10 protein-coding genes are annotated in these 22,118 nt (G+C 49.8%); 7 read left to right on the top strand and 3 right to left on the bottom strand.

Going from position 1 to position 22,118, the window contains the following annotated elements:
- Nucleotides 1-7: 7 nt before the first annotated feature.
- Nucleotides 8-880, bottom strand: a complete 873-nt coding sequence (locus RN22_RS04615) for an amidohydrolase (protein ID WP_002542356.1) — start codon at nucleotides 878-880, stop codon at nucleotides 8-10.
- A 29-nt stretch (nucleotides 881-909) separates the two neighbouring features.
- Nucleotides 910-1,971 carry a 4-oxalomesaconate tautomerase gene (locus tag RN22_RS04620; RefSeq protein ID WP_046303293.1) on the bottom strand — a complete coding sequence of 354 codons (1,062 nt, stop codon included), beginning with the start codon at nucleotides 1,969-1,971 and terminating at the stop codon, nucleotides 910-912.
- Nucleotides 1,972-2,090: 119 nt separating this feature from the next.
- On the opposite strand from RN22_RS04620, the gene RN22_RS04625 reads away from it, so the two are divergent.
- The 6 genes from RN22_RS04625 (at nucleotide 2,091) to RN22_RS04650 (ending at nucleotide 8,801) form a co-directional block, all read left to right on the top strand.
- Nucleotides 2,091-2,978 carry a helix-turn-helix domain-containing protein gene (locus tag RN22_RS04625; RefSeq protein ID WP_046303294.1) on the top strand — a complete coding sequence of 296 codons (888 nt, stop codon included), beginning with the start codon at nucleotides 2,091-2,093 and terminating at the stop codon, nucleotides 2,976-2,978.
- Nucleotides 2,979-3,299: 321 nt separating this feature from the next.
- A complete protein-coding gene (locus RN22_RS04630; RefSeq protein ID WP_039850618.1) occupies nucleotides 3,300-4,304 on the top strand; it encodes a sialic acid TRAP transporter substrate-binding protein SiaP in 1,005 nt (334 codons plus the stop codon).
- A 173-nt stretch (nucleotides 4,305-4,477) separates the two neighbouring features.
- Nucleotides 4,478-5,626, top strand: a complete 1,149-nt coding sequence (locus RN22_RS04635) for a Gfo/Idh/MocA family protein (RefSeq protein ID WP_046303295.1) — start codon at nucleotides 4,478-4,480, stop codon at nucleotides 5,624-5,626.
- A 217-nt stretch (nucleotides 5,627-5,843) separates the two neighbouring features.
- The gene (locus tag RN22_RS04640) at nucleotides 5,844-6,500 is read left to right on the top strand and encodes a hypothetical protein (RefSeq protein ID WP_046303296.1); all 657 of its coding nucleotides are present in this window, start codon (nucleotides 5,844-5,846) and stop codon (nucleotides 6,498-6,500) included.
- Nucleotides 6,501-6,533: 33 nt separating this feature from the next.
- Nucleotides 6,534-7,727 carry a Gfo/Idh/MocA family protein gene (locus RN22_RS04645; RefSeq protein WP_046303297.1) on the top strand — a complete coding sequence of 398 codons (1,194 nt, stop codon included), beginning with the start codon at nucleotides 6,534-6,536 and terminating at the stop codon, nucleotides 7,725-7,727.
- Nucleotides 7,728-7,745: 18 nt separating this feature from the next.
- Entirely contained in the window at nucleotides 7,746-8,801 is a 1,056-nt protein-coding gene (locus tag RN22_RS04650) for a LacI family DNA-binding transcriptional regulator (protein WP_082111357.1), read from the top strand.
- 15 nt (nucleotides 8,802-8,816) lie between these two features.
- On the opposite strand, the gene RN22_RS04655 is transcribed toward RN22_RS04650, so the two are convergent.
- Nucleotides 8,817-9,872, bottom strand: coding sequence for an AraC family transcriptional regulator (locus RN22_RS04655; protein WP_082111358.1), 1,056 nt, complete (start codon nucleotides 9,870-9,872; stop codon nucleotides 8,817-8,819).
- A gap of 660 nt (nucleotides 9,873-10,532) precedes the next feature.
- On the opposite strand from RN22_RS04655, the gene RN22_RS04660 reads away from it, so the two are divergent.
- Nucleotides 10,533-21,917 (top strand): S8 family serine peptidase, encoded by an 11,385-nt coding sequence (locus RN22_RS04660; RefSeq protein ID WP_046303298.1) that lies wholly within the window; start codon nucleotides 10,533-10,535, stop codon nucleotides 21,915-21,917.
- The last annotated feature ends 201 nt before the right edge of the window (nucleotides 21,918-22,118 follow it).

The raw sequence follows: 22,118 nt of genomic DNA on the forward strand, positions 1-22,118 counted from the left end.
TGCGTCTTTAGTCATCAAATCCGTAAAGTCTTGCTGGGTTGTCCACCAGAATTTTTTTCTGGGTCGCTTCGTCACGTGCAATCAACGGAACGAGATCCAACAGATCTGCATCATTAGGCATGTGTTTTTTAATATTAGGATGCGGATAGTCAGTCCCCCAGAGCACGCGGTCTGGTGCCACTTCCACCAAGCCCTGCGCATAAGGTACGGCGTCATAAAATGGCGGTGCCATTGCAATTCGTTCAGAACCACACACTTTTACCCACCAGCTCTCACGGCGCATAAACTCAAGCAGGATTTGATACGCCTGCTGACCCACACCTTCTGAGGTAGGTACACGACCCATATGGTCAACCACGATGGTCATGTCGATACGGTTGAAGAAATCTTCATACTTGATGATGTCCTCAGCATTCACGTGAATGACCAAGTGCCAGCCGTATTGCTTCACACGCTCGAGCACTCTCGCCATCATTTCCAGGTTTGGCGCTCCACCCAAATGGGTCACAAAGTTAAACCGGATACCGCGAACGCCGCCTTCATGCAGATCCTGAAAATCGTTGTCCGTAAAGGTGTCATCCGCCATACAAACGCCACGATAAGCTCCGTTGCTTGATGCAATCGCATCCATCATGGCGCGGTTGTCGCGGCCATGGCAGCTCGCCTGTACAAGCACTGCACGCTCAATACCCAGCTTGTCGTGGACACGTTTCAGCGCATCCTTACCCGCATCGGGCGGCCAATAAGTCGCCGTTTCCGCATAAGGAAACTGTGCGTGAGGACCGAACACGTGGCAGTGCGCATCACACGAGTTTGGCGGCGCTACAAAACGCGGCGTTCGCGTGTTGTTATCTGGTGGCATACAGCTTGGCTTGGTCATTCCATGACTCCTCATTCTTTTCGTTGTTTTTATTTGTTGATAGGGACAAAGAGCTCACCTCTGGCGAGCAATCTAGCGGTTCTCAGCAGCCCGGCTTTTGTGACGTTGTTTTGATCATCGAACGTTAACGTCATTGAAAACTCACCAGAGGGATGCTCAACAGAAATCGTCTTCACATTTCCTTCCGGGATTTCAGCAATGCCTTCAGCCACGTTTCCAGGCATGGCAGCAGCTGTTGCTACTGACACAGCACCGAGAACACCTATTGCGGTGTGGCAGACTCTTGGGATAAAGGTGCGTGAACAGATGTGCCCACCGTCTACAGGTGGTGCAATCAGGCTCATCTTAGGGACAACTTTGTCAGTCACATCCCCCAGATTCATCGCCTCACCCGCCTGCAAACGAATTGATTCAATTTTGGCTTTCAGTGTTTCGTTGGCGTTAAGTTCGTCGGCCGATTCATAACCCGACACACCCAAATCAGAAGCGCGCATCAAGACAACGGGCATACCGTTGTCGATACAGGTGACCTCTACACCATTGAAGGTATCTTTGATATTTCCAGTAGGAAGCAGGCTCCCAGTAATCGAGCCTGCGATGTCTTTGTAGTTGCAGATAACAGGCGCTGCAGTGCCCGGCACGCCATCAATCGCAGCGCTGCCTTCGTATTGCACTTTTTGATTCGGAGTCTGTACATCGAGGTCACAGCGGTTTCCGCTGTTGAGCATGTTCACACGGACAGTCGTGGTACCATCTTCGGCATCGACCAATCCGTTTTCGATAGCAAATGCACCAACACCGGCGAGGATATTGCCGCAGTTTGGAGAGGTATCTACCCGGTTCTCCCCTACCACCACCTGAACAAACAGATAGTCGACATCGCAATCGGGTAATGATGATGGAGAGACAACAGCAACCTTACTTGTCAGCGGATGAGCGCCGCCTAAACCATCTATCTGGCGGGCATCTCGGCCAACAGCATCGAGAATAACCTGATCACGTAATGCTTCATTTCTCGGCAGATTAGAGGCTAAAAAATAAAGCCCTTTAGAACTGCCACCGCGCATTTGCATATAGGGAACTGCCAGCATCTCTCACCTTCCTTGTGTGCTTTAAAAACAGCATAGGCATGATTTCGCTCGCAATAAATTCAACTTATTTACATTTTGTTGTACATTTTTAACATTCCGTTTTCCTGAGGTTGTACTGAATGGCTGATATCCCCCACTACTTTCTCTATGGCGAAGAACTTCCAGAGACCGCGCCGGACTACATGCACATTGCGCGATTGGAGCAGTCATTACCTAAGCACAATTGGGAGATCCACCCACACCGCCATGACAATCTCCACCAGCTGATGATCCTCGAGTCAGGCTCGATGCACGCTCAAATTAGGGAAAAAAGCGACGAATACTCTGGTCGTTGTGTTCTCTCCATTCCCGCCAAAGAAGTACATGGCTTCGCGCACCAGCCTGGAGTGACCGGATTTATTGTTTCGGTTTCCCACCCTTTCATGATGAGTTTATTTAACGACGCAGAAAGGCAGGGACTTGCGCAACTGTTTCGCGAACCTATGGTGATTCCACTCACTGTCGACACCGATGAAGGAGAAATCACAAGAATGGGTGAACGGTTGCTTGAAGAATTCCACACGCCAAAGATTGGGCAGGCTTCCATCATCGGTGCTTACCTGAAAATCGTCTTCGTCATGCTGGCAAGGCACCGGCAGCACAGTGAACTTCAAGAAAATACCGATGGAAAAACCGCCCTGTTCGAGCGCTTTGTCCGTTTGGTTGACACTCATGCCACCGAGCACTGGCAAGTCAGCCAATACGCCGAAGCATTGGGGCTCAGTCAAGGACAGCTTAACCGCATCTGCCAGCGTGCAGCAGGTCAACAAGCGTTAGCCATTGTTCACGAGCATTTACTGGATGAGGCAAAGCGCTTGCTAGTTTTCACTCAATTGTCAGCTAAAGAGATTGGCTACCAACTTGGGTTTAAAGATCCCGGCTATTTTTCTCGATTTTTTCAAAGACATACCGGACAAGCCCCTAAGCAATTCAAAACGCGGGTAGCAGAAAGTCAGCGTCAAATTTAGCGTTCGTTATGCGCTTAAATCGCGGTTGAAAAAATTTTTTGGCTTTTTTATGACGTATTTCTTCAAACGACATAAGCAATAAATACATCATTCATTTTCGTCCAAGTTTCTATTCAAAGGCTTGCTAATCAATTTATTAGTTAACCATTTTCCTGTCTGCATTTTTAAACACTCACCAAATAATGATGTTTTTCTTTCATTTTTCATGATTGATTTGTCTCATTTAAAATACTGTTAACATCTTGCTAACTAAAATTAACAAGACCAATAATGAAACGGAATGGAATGCAAACCAACAACACAAATGCAGGGGTAAAAAGCATGAAATCGACAGCACTATTGGCACGACCAAAACTGAAGCAAGTATTCACAGCAGCAGCGATGGTCGTTGCAATGGGCGCAACCTCTTTCGCTCACGCGGCAGACACCAAACTGAGAATGTCTGCTTCAGCGTCTGCGACTGACCAACGCGCAGTTGCGATGACCGAAGTTTTCGGTCCAGCCGTTTCCGACTTTGCTGAGTTCGAAGGACACTGGAACAGTTCACTATTTAAACAAGGTACCGATCTGGAAGCCATTGCCCGTGGCAACCTGGATATGACCATCACTTCCGCGCAGGAGCTTGCCGAGTTTATTCCTGCTTTCTCCATCTTCTCGGCAGGTTATGTACACCGTGACGCAGAACACCAGAAGCGTGTGTTCGCTGCAGACTTCATGGATGACCTGAAAGAAGAAGCAGAAGATCTCCTTAACGTGAAACTGTTGAGCGTCATGTACCTCGGCCGTCGCCACGTTAACCTTCGTGAAGACTTTGAAGTAGCGACCCCAGCGGATCTGAAAGGCGTAAAACTGCGTATGCCAGGCAGTGACGCATGGCAGTTCTTGGGCAAAGCACTGGGCGCAAACCCAACACCAATGGCTTTTGCAGAAGTCTACACTGCGCTGCAAACTGGTGCGGTTGACGGTCAAGACAACCCACTGCCAACCGACAAAGACGCGAAGTTCTACGAAGTGACCAAGCAAATCGTTCTGACCGGTCACTTGGTTGACCTGAACTATATCGCCATCTCGAAGAAAGTATGGGACAAGTTCACGCCAGAGCAGCAAGCAACGCTGCAAAAAGCGTCTGATGATGCGGCAGAATCTGCACGTCAGAAGCAGCTTGCACTTGAAGCAGAACTGGTTCAGTTCTTCAAAGATCAAGGCCTGAAAGTGTACGAACCAAACCTGAAAGCGTTCCAGGAAACTGTACAAGGCGCTTACCTGAACTCTGATTACTCTGAGCAATGGCCAGAAGGTCTGCTGGACAAAATCAACGCTCTGTAAATCCAACGAAGTAAACCGGGCATCGTGGCAGCAGTATCGCTGCGGTGCCTAACTCACCTCCCTCTGTAAGCAATGAAACAGGTGCCATTTGTGCGCTTTGGGTTCGTGCACCCTGGGGATGGTGAACAACACAATTAGAAATCCTAAGACAGCAACGAGCAACGAGAACGAAGATGGAAAAGTTTCGAATCGGCTTAATCGGATGTGGCGTCATCAGTGATAAGTATCTGACAACGTGTCAGGCATTTAACTTCATCGACATTGTCGCTTGTGCCAGCCTGAACATCGAAGAATCAAAACAAAAAGCCGAAGCCTACAACATCCCGCGTGTCTGCACGCCTGATGAAATCATTAATGACCCTTCTATTGACTGTGTATTGAATCTTACGATTCCCGCCGCTCATGCGCAGATCTCTATCGCCGCATTGAACGCTGGAAAACACGTTTACTCTGAAAAACCGTTCGTGACTGATTTAGCGGATGGAGAAGAAATTCTCGCCCTTGCTAAGGCAAAAGGCCTTTACGTGGGCAATGCACCAGACACCTTTCTTGGTGGAAGACTCCAGACTTGTAAAAAGCTGATGGACCAAGGTGTGATTGGTACGCCCACCGGAGTGATGGCGTTTGTCCCAACCCGAGGCGTCGAGCGTCACCACCCTAACCCGGACTTTTACTATCAAAATGGCGGTGGCCCTCTGCTAGATCTGGGGCCTTATTACCTGACAGCCATGGTTGCTCTTCTTGGTCCAATCACCCGCGTTTGTGGTTTGGCCAAAAAGACGCTGGATGAGCGTTTGATTGAATCACAGCCGCGTGCTGGCGAAAAAATTCCTGTTAATGTTGATACTCACATCAACGCCCTTCTGGAGTTTGAATCCGGCGTTCAGGGCTCACTAATGGCAAGTTTCGATGTGTGGGATTCACAAACGCCGCGCATGGAAATTTACGGCGAAAACGGGACGCTTTGCATCAATGATCCTGACCCCACCGACGGCTTCAACATCTTTGGCGGTCAGGTGCTCTACAAAACACGCGAAACCGCCCGTTGGGTTTATCGCCCTCGCACACCTAACCTTGAATTTTGGTCAGTGGCTGAAAACACCCACGGTTTTAATCAAGAAGCCCGCGGCCTTGGCCTGCTCGACCTGGCTTATGCGGTGAAAAATCAGCGCCCAGCCCGCGCCAGTGGTGAACTTGCACAGCATGTTTGTGAAGTGATGTTTGGCATTCTTGAGTCGGCCAAAACCGGACAGTTTGTCGAGATAAAAAGCCGCTGTGAATCACCAAGCGCTTTACCAGAAGATTTCCCAAGGGTCTGTTGACCTTTGGTGATGATTTTTGCGGAGCTTGTGGGGACTTTATGCAAGGCAGAGGCTTCGACGTGTAGCTGGCCTACACGAGAAGCCGATAACGCAGAAGAAAGTCCCCACAAACGCCGCCCGAAGGGTTCGGCTAAAAGCGTTTTATGCTTTTAGCGAGAACAAAATTTAAACACCAACGGTCAACAGACCCTAGCAGTGTAAACGGAGCCTGATAGTCATGAGCCTAGAAACATTGGATTTTGCGGAACCGTTTTTCACCGTGAAGTACATCGTTGATGAACCAGAAATCATCATTACAGAAAGAACCATCGTCCTGAATCTCGCTGATTCTCCGCTTTATGCAGCTGGCATGTGGCTGGCACCTTTTCAATCTATCATCGCTACCGATGTCACGCTGTTCAACGTAGAAAAGTGCGTATTGGTGGAACGTTTTGATGATTTTGAAGATGAAAATGCGCTTTTGGAAAAGGTCAGAGGCACTTGGCCACTGGCTTATGAGATTCGTCGTGAAGAAAGATTAAAAGGCGTTGGACACTATATGTCGCCGAAAAACGCAGTCGGCAACATCCAGTTCAGCATGTATCACGCGTCTACTGTGCCTTTGAATGTGGGACTTCACAAAAACCATGTGCACTTGGGCGGCGAGGAGCCTCAGGAAGTGCATACCCAAATCGTTGGGTTCGGGAAAATGCAGCAGTGCCGCGAAAAAGACATATCGACACTGTTTCTCGAAGAAACCATGGCACCGGGTTGTACGCACAAACCCATGTTTGATGCCGAGCTGAATTACCCATGGCACCAATACGAAACCATTACGCCAGGTATATTTATGGCGATTGAAATTCTAACGTCCGGCAATCCCATCCCAAGATAAACCTGACGTTAAGCCCAGAAAAAAGGATTCAAAATGGCAACACGATTATTACCAGAAAACATCGATTTTGAGGGTACATTCCCTGCCCTTTCGCGTCGACTGAGAATTGGCGTTGTAGGTGGCGGACGTATTGCAGTGACGCAAGCGATGGCAGCGAGACTGAGCGATCGATGGGAGATCGCAGCAGGCGCGCTTTCTTCTGACCCAGAGCAAGCCAAGGCAAGAGGTGCGCAATGGTTTTTGCCGGAAGATAGATGCTATTCCTCTTATCAGGAGATGGCAGAAAAAGAATCCCAGCGCGAGGATGGCATTGATGCAGTGATGATCACCACGCCGAACCATGTTCACTTTGAAGCAGCAGAAGCGTTTCTGAATGTGGGCATTGATGTGCTCTGTGATAAACCGCTTACCAATGTGTATTCTGAAGCTGCAGATTTAGTCGCTTTAACTGAATCTACCGGACAAGTGTTTGGTGTTTGTTATGCCATGTCCTGCTTCCCCATGATTCGACAAGCCCGCGAAATGGTAAAAAACGGTGCGATTGGCAAAGTCGTGCAAATCCACGTTGAGTTTATGCAGGATTGGATGATCCCTGATGATGTTGGCGAAGCGGCGCATGTTAAATGGCGCTTAGACCCTAAGAAGTCCGGCTCCACCAGCTGTACCGGCGATATTGGCACTCACGCCGCCCAACTCGCCACTTTTGTATCAGGGCTGGATATGACCGACCTTCGCGCTGAAATGCATGTCTGCGGTGCGCCAAAACCCTTGGAAGACACTGTTTTCATGATGACCCGCTACGAAGGCAATGTACCGGGAACCTTAATGGCAACGCGTATCGCTTCCGGTAACCGCGGTGGATTGCGTCTGCGTGTCTTTGGTAGCGAAGGCGGCATTGAGTGGGATATGGAAAATGCCGAACAGCTTAAATACAACAAATATGGCGAGCCTGATCGCGTGTTAAGCCGCGGTCAGGGGCATGGTATCTACCCTGCTGTTGAACGCTTCGTTCGCACTGGGCGTGGTTTCCCGGAAGGCTTGATTGAGGCATGGGCAAACCTTTATACCGAGTTTGCAATGGCTGTTGCCGCAAGAAAAGACGGGGTTACTGCACCTAAAGATTGGCTCAGCTACCCGACAGTAGAAGATGGCGCCAAAGGCGTGAGATTCATCGAAGCATCCGTTGAATCAAATACGTCGGGCGGCGCATGGGTAAGTTGCCAATAATTAAATAAGGCGGAGCGAGTGTTCCGCCAATCACAATGTCAGGGGGCGCGATTGGCAAAGCGAGTCACAATAAAGCAAATCGCTGAGTACGCGAAAGTGAGTGTCGCTACGGTAGATAGGGTGATCAACCAGCGTGCACCGGTAAAAAGTGCCACGGCGAACCGCATCATTGCGGCAGCAAAAGAGTTAGGCTGGCGCCCCCCTGCTGCGTTTGTTGAAACGCAAAGCGCCTCTCCAACCCCTTCGATACACTGCGGCATTCTGTTGCAAAGCAACATCTCCCACCTGCTGCGTGAGGCGTTTGAAGCGCAATCCACCAAGCTGGAAAATACCAATTCGAAGCTGACTATAGAAACTTTTGACAGCCTTGAGCCGGAGAAGATTGCAGCGCGAATGCTAAAACTCGGCAAGAAAGTGGATGTCCTTGCCATCACTTCCATCGATCATCCTTTCGTTGCAGAAGCCATCGACAAGCTGGCAGAAAAGAATGTACCTGTGGTCGCGATACTCTCCGATCTGTCCGCAAATAATCTCGCCGGCTTTGTTGGAACCAACAACCGAACGCGAGGTAGAACAGCGGCGTGGGCCATGGATAGGTTCTGTCGGGACAGAGGCACCGTGGGCGTCATCATTGGTAGCCACCGATACCTCAGTCAGCAAGATCGGGAAATCAGCTTCCGCAGTTACTTCCGTGAAAAAGCGCCTGCTTTCAGAATATTGGAATCCGTCGTCAGTTCAGATGACGACAGCCAAGCCTATGAAGCAGCCAAGAAACTGGTGTGTGAAACACCGGATTTGGTTGGGATTTTCAGCGCAGGTGGCGGCGCCAGTGGTATTCGGCGCGCCATCATTGAATACGGCGGTGACAGGCGACCCTTCTTCGTTTCTACCGAACTCACGGCGCAAGCAAAGACAGAATTGCTTCAAGGTGGTGTGGACATGGTGCTGTCCGCCGACTTTGATCAAGTGGCTGAAAAAGCCGTGGAAATGTTCACCAGTCTCAAACAACAAGAAGGACAGCAAAAGAAAATGAGCGTGCTTCCTTTCTTTATTTACACCAGCGAAAACACATAACTCACGCAGACGGCACTATGCCGTCAGCCGCCCCTTGGAAAAGTAACGTTCGCGGTATTCCCCTGGCGAACAGTCTTCCCACCGTCGAAAAGCACGATTGAAGTTTGCGACGTTGGAAAAGCCCACCATATGCCCTACTTCACTGATCGTGTATTGCGGCTGCTTGATATACGTTGTGGCGAGGTTTTTCCTTGTTTCTTCAAGAATGTCTTTGAAGCTCGTTCCTTGCTCTCTCAAACGTCGTTGCAGGTTACGAAGGCTATAGCCCAGTTCCTCTGCAATTTTGGACTGCGAAGGGTTGCCATAACGCAACTCTTCGGCAATTTTGTTTTCGACAAGATAAGTGATATTGGAACGGTCAAAACGCTCCATGAAAGTATTCAGCAGCTTAGTGTGAACCATGTTCATCAAAGGATTACTGCCTGGAGACTGCAGGCTGGCAAGTTGGAGATCAAACACAATCGCATTTTTCTCGCACTGATATTCAACAGTGCAGTCCTTTTCTAACAGATAGCTTGCCACTTCTGGGCAGGGTTCAGAAAAAGGATCAAATGAGAACTTGATATCAATAGGACCAATATACCCGCTCATCATCTCTCGGGATTGACTTATCACCCCAATGCTCAATGCTTCGATCAGCTGTGGGGTTAACGCGAGTCGGCCACTGTCTTTGTAACGTTCAACATCAAATTCAATGAAGAGTTTTGCATTTTCGACACGCGTGTGGATTTGAACGCTGTTTGAGAGCATACGGCGGTATTTAGCGAATTGCTCTAGGGCGTCTTTCAAGCTGTATGACGACTGAATCGCATAGCCAAAGATGTGTAATGTGGAGAGCCGGAAGTTCTGAGCAACATCGAGTCCGAATGCTCTTCCTCCAACTTTCTTATTACAGAAAGCGAAAAGATGGCCCAAGCGATCAACCGACACTCGTCCTTCTGGATTGTTTGCCTCGCTTTCCAAAATACCGAATCGAGACAGAGTGGGTTCAACGTCAAATTCAAACTTTTTCATCGACATAATGATCGGAATGAGGAACCCACTCAATGCTGAATATTCTGCACTCATCATTCACACTTTTCTTTATCGCCCAGCAAGTTACCGAACAATTATAAAATTTGTAGATTAAGTTTGACTGTGTTTCGACTGATAATCCATATTAAAAACTACTGATTTTTAACCTTCACCAAAGCTCATTCAATTTTACATCAATAAGTTACACAGCATGCCATGTGCAACAAGACACATTAACCAGAAGTCCCTCACATGAGGCCAAACGTCAGAACTCAACTTTTCATCAGATTTTTGAACTAATACTTTTGTATGATCTCACTCCATTTGCACATTTACTACACATCCCGCCAATATGCACTTTAATTCATTGATAGACATTGTGGTAATTAGATAATATCGCGAACCTCAATAATATAAATCTTCACATAAAGACAAAAACAAAATTCAGACACCTTTAGCACATCTAATAATTGTTAAGCATTAGCAGAACCAAAACTAAAAACATTAATTAAGCACTTACTAAAGATACACCCCCCAAATAAAAATATAAACAGGCCAAGTCGTAAAACTGCTACACGGTAAAATTAATCTCTAGCACTAGGATAATTTCATCACTAATTAATTATAAATTCATACCTACAATGGATCGAACCGGGTCACAAAAGAGCAAAAACTAACTAATTATCAATTAGCTATTACTTGCAAAAGGTATCTACTGTGGAAAAGAAAAATAGCCATACAGACACTGACCAGAAATTTCGCCCCCTCTTCAGGAAAGTAATAACAAAAACGGCAGTATCACTCTCTGCCATTGCCTTTTGCTTACTTACCGCTCTTGCGATAAATGATCTCAGCAAGCCTGCACTCAATGGCAACGCTTATCTTTTCGATGGTTTAGAATCCTTCAAAACGCCATCATCACCTATTTCACTAGCAAACGCAGACTCAACAATTCCAAGAATTCCATTTGAACAAAGTCTCGCTGGGAATGGGGTGGAATATCCTATCAATGCGGAAAGACCTTGGCTGCAAGAGGCATTGCGAAACTATCCAGATAGCGAATATTGGCGCAATCAGATTGCGATTCACCTAGCACAACCCAGAACCCCGGGCTGGATAAAATTTGAAAGCTATCATGTCAGCCAGGGACGTAACCCCATTCTGTTGCCGACTTTTGCGCGAATGGTTGAATCAAAGCATGTACCCGATGTGCTGACCGTTCGAATCACTGAGAGTGCGGAGCCTTTAACCGCGCTGGAAGACATAGGTTTTTCCCATCTACGCAGTATTGACCCAGCTAACCCATCCACAGCGGTTCATGTATACGAGATCCCCAAAGAGCTGACGTTTACCCAAGCACTCGAAGCATCAAATGCTCACGCTAACGTGGCTTTTGCGGAGCCTGATTACCTGATTGAGTGGGCCCTGGCACCCAACGAATCAAATGCAGGGATCAGCAATGGTACTGCATGGTGGCTCAATCAACTGCGCGCTTATGAAGCTTGGGAAACGACGACTGATGCGACAGCCATCGGACCTGTCGCCGTTTATGACCAAGGCATTTTGCGAACTCATGAGGATTTACGGAACAACTTCTGGGTAAATCCAGATGAAATAGCCGGCAATGGCGTCGATGATGACGGAAATGGCATCGTTGATGACATAAATGGCAGAACCAATCAGGTATTTGGCAGTCACGGTACGCCTGTGGCAGGTACCATTTGTGGCGAAGGGAACAACGGGATTGGCTATGTCGGCAGTGCCTGGAAATGCCAGTTAATGGACACTGGTGGCCCATTGAGCTTTTCTGCTGCGGTATCCGATGCCATGGCTTCTTTGTTGTATGCCACAGAGAAAGGATCCCGCATTTCTAACCATAGCTGGGGTATCAGTGGCGATTACAGTCAGGCGTTCAAAGATGTAATTGGTCAAATCGCAGAAGATGACCACCTCATGGTTATCGCTTCCCACAATTTCAATAGCAATATCGATAACAGCCCTGTCTACCCTGCCTCTTACGACAACGAAAATATCCTGAGTATTGCTGCATCTAACCAAAGTGAAGGTCGTATCAGCTATTCCAATTACGGTGCAGTGAGTGTTGATATTGCAGCGCCCACCGAATTTAACACGGCAAATTCCTCCGGTGGCTATTCCGGGTTCAGCGGCACGTCTCAGGCCACCCCTGTGGTCACGGGCGCCGTCGCACTGGCTTGGGCGTTAGACCCAAGCATGACTTATCGCGAAATTAAACAGCTGGTGATGGACACCGCCCGCCCTGTTTCAGCCTGGTCTGGTTTAACAGTCACAGGCGGTATTCTGGATATGAAAACCCTCGTTGAATCCGTCACCACAGACACAGATGGTGATGGCATTTTCGATGATGTCGACACCGACGATGACAATGATGGGGTTCCAGATGAGGAAGATGCTTTCCCGAAAGATGCAACAGAGTCAGTAGACACAGACGGCGATGGCATTGGGAATAACGCCGACAACGATGATGATGGCGACGGTGTTAACGACGATGAAGACTGGCGCCCACTTGATCCTAATGAACAATACGACACTGATGGCGATGGTATTGGTAACTCTCAAGATGATGACGATGACAATGACGGCGTTCTAGACGAAAACGACGCCTTCCCACTGGATGCAACGGAAACCACGGACTCTGATGGTGATGGTGTCGGCGACAACAGCGACGAATTTCCATCTGACCCCAACGAATCGAAAGACTCCGATGGTGATGGCGTTGGTGACAACAGCGATATCGACAAAGACAATGATGGTCTCTCCGATGAACTGGAATCCCGCACTCAGGCAGATATCGTTGACTGGCCTGTGCTTTACGGAGCCAGCTTCTCAAACGGTGTTCTCTCAGCCAACGGCGGAAGCTGGAGCTATCAGGCGAACTCAGCCCGTTTCTCCAACTATGGCTTCACGGATAACTACCGTCTGAACTTCCATGTTGATGCTCTTGGTACCTACAACATGTTCGGGTTGGGCAATACTGAAAGCTCAGCGAGCTATACCGATATTGATTACGCCTTCTATATCGCAGGCACGACCCTCTACATCTACGAAAGCGGCGCGTATATCGGCAGCTTTGGCACGGTCGCAGCGGGTGATGATCTGGCGCTGGAAGTGAATGACGGCACCATTGTTTACTATCGCAATGGCTCGCTGGTTCGGTCGGTAAATTACAGCGGTTCAACACCGGATTTCTATGTCGATACCAGCTTCTATAGTGGTGCAATTCAGCTATCTGGTATTGAGATTACGCCACTCTCGGGCTCAGGCGTTTCTTCGGATGCAGATAACGATGGAATAACCAACGATGTGGATCTGGATTCCGACAATGACACCATCCCAGATGTGATTGAAGCGGGTCTGGCTGATACTGACGGCGATTTAACCGTCGACTCGATTGATCAGCAAGCTTCTGTCAACCCTGCCCCAGACACTGATAATGATGGCATTCCAGACTTCCTCGATTTGGAAAGCCAAAACCCAGAAAACGATGGCACGGCCTTCGATATGCATGGCTATGATTTTGCTGCGTTCGATTCCAACGGCGACGGTAAACTAGATAGCAATGATGAGCTCGGCGGCAACGATGTGAACGGCAACGGTGTCGATGACCGCGCGGAAGACGCGGACGGCGATGGGATCTCTAATCCGAACGACGATGATGACGATAATGACGGTACGTTAGATATCTATGATGCCTTCCCGTTCGATCCGAATGAAACCACAGATTCGGATGGTGACGGTGTGGGTGACAACAGTGATGCCTTCCCGACAGATGCCACTGAAACCAAAGATACGGATGGTGATGGCGTCGGTGATAACGCTGATGCCTTCCCTGAAGACGCGTCTGAGACCACAGATACCGACGGTGACGGCGTAGGCGATAATGCTGATGTCTTCCCGGAAGATGCCACTGAAACCACAGATTCTGACGGCGACGGCGTGGGTGATAACAGTGATATCGACAAAGACAATGATGGCCTTTCCGATGAGCTGGAAGCCCGCACCAGCGCACCTGTCGTTGATTGGCCTGTTCTGACTGGCAATGCCGCTTTCACTGACGGAGTACTCACCGCCAATGGTGGAAGCTGGGGTTATCAGGCCAACTCAAACCGCTTCTCCAGCTATGGTTTCACAGACCAATACAAACTGAGCTTCCATGTCGATGCCCTTGGCACTTACAACATGTTCGGCTTGGGCAACGTTGAGGGTTCAGCAAGCTATACCGACATTGATTACGCCTTCTATATCGCAGGTTCAACGCTTTATATCTACGAAAGTGGCGCCTACAGAGGCAGCTTTGGCTCTGTCGCTGTGGGTGACGACCTAACACTGGAAGTGAATAACGGCACCATTGTTTACTATCGCAATGGCACCCTCGTTCGTTCAGTCAACTACAGTGGCAATACGCCTGATTTCTACCTTGATACCAGCTTCTACAGTGGCGCTATCCGCCTATCAGGTATTGAGCTTTCGCCACTTTCAGGTGCTGGCTTTGCTATCGATAAAGACGATGACGGCATTAATAACGATATTGACCTCGATTCCGACAACGACACTATCCCTGATGTGATTGAAGCCGGTTTAGCCGATGCTGATGGCGACCTGAAAGTCGATTCCGTCGATCTGCAAGGCACTGTCGACCCTGCCCCGGATTCAGACGGTGACGGCATTCCTGATTACCTCGATCTGGAAAGCCAAAACCCAGAAAACGATGGTACGGCCTTCGATATGCATGGCTACGACTTTGCTGCCTTCGATTCCAACGGCGACGGCAAACTCGATGGCAATGATGAGCTCGGCGGCAATGATGTGAACAGCAACGGTGTCGATGATCGGGCGGAAGATGCAGACGGTGATGGGATTTCCAACCCGAATGACGATGACGACGATAACGACGGCACCTTAGACGTTAACGACGCCTTCCCATTCGACCCGAATGAAGACACCGATTCGGATGGCGATGGCGTCGGCGATAACACAGATGCCTTCCCAACAGATGCCACGGAAACCAAAGACACTGATGGCGACGGTGTGGGCGATAATTCGGATGCCTTCCCACAAGATGCGTCAGAGACCTCGGACACTGACGGTGATGGCGTGGGCGACAATGCCGATGCCTTCCCCAACGATGCCTCTGAAACCACGGATTCCGATGGCGATGGTGTTGGCGACAACAGTGATATCGACAAAGACAATGATGGCCTTTCAGATGAGCTGGAATCCCGCACTCAGGCAGATATCGTTGACTGGCCTGTGCTTTACGGAGCCAGCTTCTCTAACGGTGTCCTCTCAGCCAATGGCGGAAGCTGGAGCTATCAGGCGAACTCAGTACGTTTCTCTGAATACGGCTACCGCGATAATTATCGTCTGAATTTCACGGTTGAGTCACTGGGCAGCAACAATATGTTTGGCTTGGGTAATGCTGAAAGCAGCGCAAATTACCCTGACATTGATTACGCCTTCTACATCGTGAACACCACGCTCTATATCTACGAGAGCGGTTCATACCGTGGCAACTTTGGCGCTAACAGTGTCGCTACTGGCGATACGCTTTCATTGGAAGTTAACAACGGCAATATCCGCTACCTCCGTAACGGTGAAGAAATCCGTGTGGTGACTTACAGTGGAGAAACACCGGACTTCTACGTTGATTCAAGCTTCTACAATGGCGCGATTCGCCTGAGCAATATTAGCCTCACGTCAATGTCCGGTAGCAGTGTATCCACTGACGCCGATCAGGATGGCGTCAACAACGATATTGACCTCGATTCCGACAACGACACGATTCCTGATGTCATTGAAGCCGGATTAGCTGATGCGGACGGCGATCTGAAAGTCGACTCAGTAAATCTGCAAGGCTCTGTCGACCCTGCCCCGGATTCAGACGGTGACGGTATTCCTGATTACCTCGATCTGGAAAGTCAAAACCCAGAAAACGATGGCACGGCCTTCGACATGCATGGCTATGACTTTGCTGCCTTCGATTCTAATGGCGACGGTAAACTCGATGGCAATGATGAGCTCGGCGGCAACGATGTGAACGGCAACGGTGTCGATGATCGGGCCGAAGATGCTGACGGGGATGGACTGTCGAACCCGAACGACGATGACGACGATAACGACGGCACGTTAGATATCTACGATGCCTTCCCGTTCGATCCGAATGAAACCACAGATTCCGACGGCGACGGTGTCGGCGATAACAGTGATGCCTTCCCAGCGGATGCGACTGAAACCAAAGATTCCGATGGTGACGGCGTGGGCGACAACAGTGACGCCTTCCCTGATGATGCCACCGAGACCACTGACTCAGACGGCGATGGTGTGGGTGATAACGCCGATGCTTTCCCGAATGATGCTTCAGAGACCACGGATTCCGATGGCGATGGTGTTGGTGATAACAGTGATATCGACAAAGACAATGATGGCCTCTCCGATGAATTGGAATCACGCACTCAGGCAGATATCGTTGACTGGCCTGTGCTTTACGGAGCCAGCTTCTCAAACGGTGTTCTGTCTGCTAACGGCGGAAGTTGGAGCTATCAGGCGAACTCGGCCCGTTTCTCCAGCTATGGTTTTAATGACAACTACCGCCTGAACTTCACGGTGGAAGCCCTCGGCAGCAATAACATGTTCGGACTGGGCAACACTGAAAGCTCGGCAAGCTATACCGATATTGATTACGCCTTTTATATCGTCAACACCACTCTCTACATCTATGAAAGTGGTACCTACAGAGGCAATTTTGGAAGCGGCAGTGTTGCGGTTGGGGACACCTTGTCTCTGGAGGTGAGTAACGGCACCATCAGGTACTTGCGCAACGGCAATGAAATCCGTGCAGTTGACTACAGCGGCACAACACCGGACTTTTATGTTGATTCGAGCTTCTATAACGGCGCAATCCAACTGAGCGGCATCAGCCTGACACCACCGTCTGGTGGGGGAATTAACTCCGATGCAGACGGCGATGGCATCAATAACGACGTAGATCTGGATTCCGACAATGACACCATCCCGGATGTGATTGAAGCAGGTCTGGTTGATGCTGACGGCGATTTAACCGTCGACTCGATTGACCAACAAGCTTCCGTCAACCCTGCTCCGGATTCTGACGGCGACGGCATCCCCGATTATCTGGATCTGGAAAGCCACAACGCTGCCAATGACGGCACCGCTTACGACATGCACGGCTACGACTTCGCTGCCTTCGATACTAACGGGGACGGAAAACTCGACAGCAACGATGAACTTGGTGGTAACGATGTAAACGGTAACGGCGTGGACGATCGTGCAGAAGACGCAGACGGGGATGGTATTTCCAACCCGAACGACGATGATGACGATAACGACGGCACGTTAGATATCTACGATGCCTTCCCGTTCGATCCGAACGAAACCACAGATTCGGATGGTGACGGCGTTGGCGATAACAGTGATGCCTTCCCAACGGATGCGACTGAAACCACAGACACCGATGGTGATGGTATCGGCGACAACAGTGACGCCTTCCCAGACGATGCCACCGAGACCGCTGACTCAGACGGAGACGGTATTGGTGACAATGCCGATGCCTTTCCGAATGATGCGTCTGAAACCACAGATTCCGATGGCGATGGTGTGGGTGACAATTCGGATATCGATCGTGACAACGACGGTCTTGCGGACGAGTTAGAGCTGCGCACCAAAGCTGACATTGTTGATTGGCCCGTGCTTTATGGGGCGAGTTTCTCCAATGGTGAACTCTCTGCCAATGGCGGTACTTGGCGCTATCAGGCGAACTCAGTACGTTTCTCTGAGTACGGCTACCGCGATAATTATCGTCTGAATTTCACCGTTGAGTCACTGGGCACCAACAATATGTTTGGCTTGGGTAATGCTGAAAGCAGCGCAAATTACCCTGATATTGATTACGCCTTCTACATTGTGAACACCACGCTCTATATCTACGAGAGCGGTTCATACCGTGGCAACTTTGGCGCGAACAGTGTCGCTACCGGCGATACGCTTTCATTGGAGGTGAACAACGGCACGATCCGTTATCTCCGTAACGGTGAAGAAATCCGCACAGTAAGCTACAGCGGAGAAACACCGGACTTCTACGTTGATTCAAGCTTCTACAATGGCGCAATTCGCCTAAGCAATATTAGCCTCACGCCAATGTCCGGTAGCGGTGTATCCGCTGACGCCGATCAGGATGGCGTCAACAATGACGTCGATCTGGACTCTGATAACGACACCATCCCAGACGTGATTGAAGCCGGATTAACTGATGCTGATGGCGATCTCAAAGTCGACTCAGTAAATCTGCAAGGCACTGTCGACCCTGCCCCGGATTCAGACGGCGACGGTATTCCTGATTACCTCGACCTGGAAAGTCAAAACCCAGAAAACGATGGCACGGCCTTCGACATGCATGGCTACGACTTTGCTGCCTTCGATTCGAATGGGGACGGAAAACTCGACAGTAACGATGAGCTCGGCGGCAGCGACGTTAATGGCAACGGCGTCGATGACCGCGCGGAAGACGCGGACGGCGATGGACTCTCAAATCCGAACGACGATGACGACGATAACGACGGCACGTTAGATATCTACGATGCCTTCCCATTCGATCCGAACGAAACCACAGATTCGGATGGTGACGGCGTTGGCGATAACAGTGATGCCTTCCCAACGGATGCTACTGAAACCACAGACACCGATGGTGATGGTATCGGCGACAACAGTGACGCCTTCCCAGACGATGCCACCGAGACCGCTGACTCAGACGGAGACGGTGTTGGTGATAATGCTGATGCTTTCCCGAATGACGCGTCTGAAACCACGGATTCCGATGGCGATGGTGTTGGTGACAACAGTGATATCGACAAAGACAATGATGGCCTTTCAGATGAGCTGGAATCCCGCACTCAGGCAGATATCGTTGACTGGCCCGTGCTTTACGGAGCAAGCTTCTCTAACGGTGTTCTGTCTGCCAACGGCGGAAACTGGAGCTATCAAGCGAACTCAGCCCGTTTCTCCAGCTATGGCTTCACCGATAACTACCGTCTGAACTTCCATGTTGATGCTCTTGGTACCTACAACATGTTCGGGCTGGGCAATACTGAAAGCTCAGCGAGCTATACCGATATTGATTACGCCTTCTATATCGCAGGCACAACCCTCTACATCTACGAAAGTGGCGCGTATATCGGCAGCTTTGGCACGGTCGTAGCGGGTGATGATCTGGCGCTGGAAGTGAATAACGGTACCCTTGCCTATTATCGCAACGGCTCGCTGGTTCGGTCGGTAAATTACAGCGGTTCAACACCGGATTTCTATGTCGATACCAGCTTCTACAGCGGGGCAATTCAACTGTCTGGCATTGAACTTACTCCGCTCTCAGGCTCAGGCGCTTCTAAGGACGCAGATAACGATGGTGTCACCAACGACCTCGATTTGGACTCTGACAATGACACCATCCCGGATGTGATTGAAGCGGGTCTGGTTGATGCCGACGGAAACCTTCAAGTTGACGCCATCAATCTTCAGGGCTCAGTGAACCCAGCCCCAGATTCAGACGGCGATGGCATTCCGGATTACCTTGATTTGGAAAGCCAGAATGCTGAAAACGATGGCACGGCCTTCGACATGCACGGCTATGACTTTGCTGCGTTTGACTCCAACGGTGACGGCAAGCTCGATGCCAATGATGAGCTCGGCGGTAACGATGTGAACGGCAACGGTGTCGATGACCGCGCGGAAGACGCTGACGGGGATGGACTCTCTAACCCGAATGACGATGACGACGATAACGATGGCACCTTAGACGTTTACGACGCCTTCCCATTCGACCCGAATGAAGATACCGATTCAGATGGCGATGGTGTCGGCGATAACATTGATGCCTTCCCAACGGATGCCTCTGAAACCACAGACACCGATGGGGATGGTGTAGGCGACAACACTGACGCTTTCCCTAGTGATGCCACCGAGACCGCTGACTCAGACGGAGACGGTGTTGGTGATAACGCCGATGCTTTCCCGAATGACGCGTCTGAAACCACGGATTCCGATGGCGATGGTGTCGGTGACAACAGCGATGTCGACAAAGACAATGATGGTCTCTCCGATGAGCTGGAATCCCGCACTCAGGCAGATATCGTTGACTGGCCTGTACTTTACGGAGCCAGCTTCTCTAACGGTGTCCTCTCAGCCAACGGCGGAAGCTGGAGCTATCAGGCGAACTCAGCCCGTTTCTCCAGCTATGGCTTCACGGATAACTACCGTCTGAACTTCCATGTTGATGCGCTTGGCACCTACAACATGTTTGGACTTGGCAGTGTCGAAAGCTCAGCAAGCTATACCGATATTGATTATGCCTTCTATATCGCAGGCACAACCCTCTACATCTACGAAAGTGGCGCCTACCGGGGCAGCTTTGGCTCTGTCGCTGTGGGTGACGACCTAACGCTGGAAGTGAATGACGGCACCATTGTGTACTATCGCAATGGCGCACTTGTCCGTTCAGTTAATTACAGTGGAGATACGCCTGACTTCTACCTTGATACCAGCTTCTACAGCGGGGCAATTCAACTGTCTGGCATTGAACTTACTCCGCTCTCAGGCTCAAGCGCTTCTAAGGACGCAGATAACGATGGTGTCACCAACGACCTCGATTTGGACTCTGACAATGACACCATCCCGGATGTGATTGAAGCGGGTCTGGTTGATACCGATGGAAACCTTCAAGTTGACGCCAGCAACCTTCAGGGCTCAGTGAACCCTGCCCCAGATTCTGACGGCGATGGCATTCCTGATTATCTGGATCTGGAAAGCCACAACGCCGCCAATGACGGCACCGCCTACGACATGCATGGCTACGACTTTGCTGCCTTCGATTCGAACGGCGACGGTAAGCTCGATGCCAATGATGAGCTCGGCGGTAACGATATGAACGGTAACGGTGTCGATGACCGCGCGGAAGACGCGGACGGGGATGGACTCTCTAATCCGAATGACGATGACGACGATAATGACGGCACGTTAGATATCTACGATGCCTTCCCGTTCGATCCGAACGAAACTACGGATTCGGATGGCGACGGTGTGGGTGATAACAGCGATGCCTTCCCAACGGATGCCTCTGAAACCACAGATACCGATGGTGATGGTGTCGGGAATAATCGTGATATGGATAGGGACAACGACGGTATCGCCAACAATCTGGAATCAAACATCAACGCCAGCGTAACGGATTGGCCTGTGCTTACTGGCAATGCAAACTTTAGCCAAGGAACCTTGGTTGGCAACGGCGGCTATTGGCAGTCCCAAGCAAACTCTAAACGTTTTTCTAAGTACGGCTTCCGCTCGCACTATCAGCTAAGTTTTCTGGTCGACAGTCTTGGCACGTACAACATGATAGGTTTGGGTAGAGATGAAACTTCCGCCAGCTATCAAGATATTGATTATGCGTTTTACATTGTTGGAAGCACGCTCAACATCTATGAGAGTGGCGCTTCAAAAGGCTCATTTGGCGGTATTGCGATTGGGGATACCCTTTCCATTCAAGTAGCCGATCGTGTCATTGCGTATTTCCGAAACAACGAACTGCTGCGAACCCACGTATTTGAAGGAGAGACCCCTGACTTTTACGTAGATTCCAGCTTCTACAGCGGTACCGTTGAAATCAGTCGCTTCCTACTCTCTCCCTTACCTGGAGCGCAGTTTGTCGCTGACTCGGACAATGATGGTATTCCCAATGACTTAGATTTGGACAGTGACAACGATGCCATTCCAGACGTCGTTGAAGCTGGCTTTGAAGATGTAGACAACAACTTTAAGGTGGATAACTTCGATCCTGGTGCCACTGTCGCAAGCCTGCCGGACAGCGATAATGATGGCATTGCAGACTTCATCGATTTAGAGAGCCTTAACCCCGGTAACGATGGCACAAACTTCGATATCGACAGCTCCGATTTCGCAGGTTTTGATACCTATCGGGACGGAAGGCTGGATGCGCGGGACGCACTTGGCGGACAAGATGCCAATGAGAATGGGGTCGATGACCTTATCGAGTCTCTTTAAAGGCAGCAAACCAGACTGGGTAACCCAGTCTGATTTTTCGTTCGATCTTCCCCCGAATGCGAAAGAATATCGGTCAGTTTTAAAACAATTTCTATCTTTGAGTTTAATAAGACTGTAACAAACCTCATTCACAGCCAAACAGCCATTCACAAATCGACCACGAGGGGGTTTTTATATCATTAAAATCATAACTTTATATTT

This window comes from Grimontia sp. AD028 (genome assembly GCF_000973155.1).
Classification (GTDB): Bacteria; Pseudomonadota; Gammaproteobacteria; order Enterobacterales; family Vibrionaceae; genus Enterovibrio; species Enterovibrio indicus.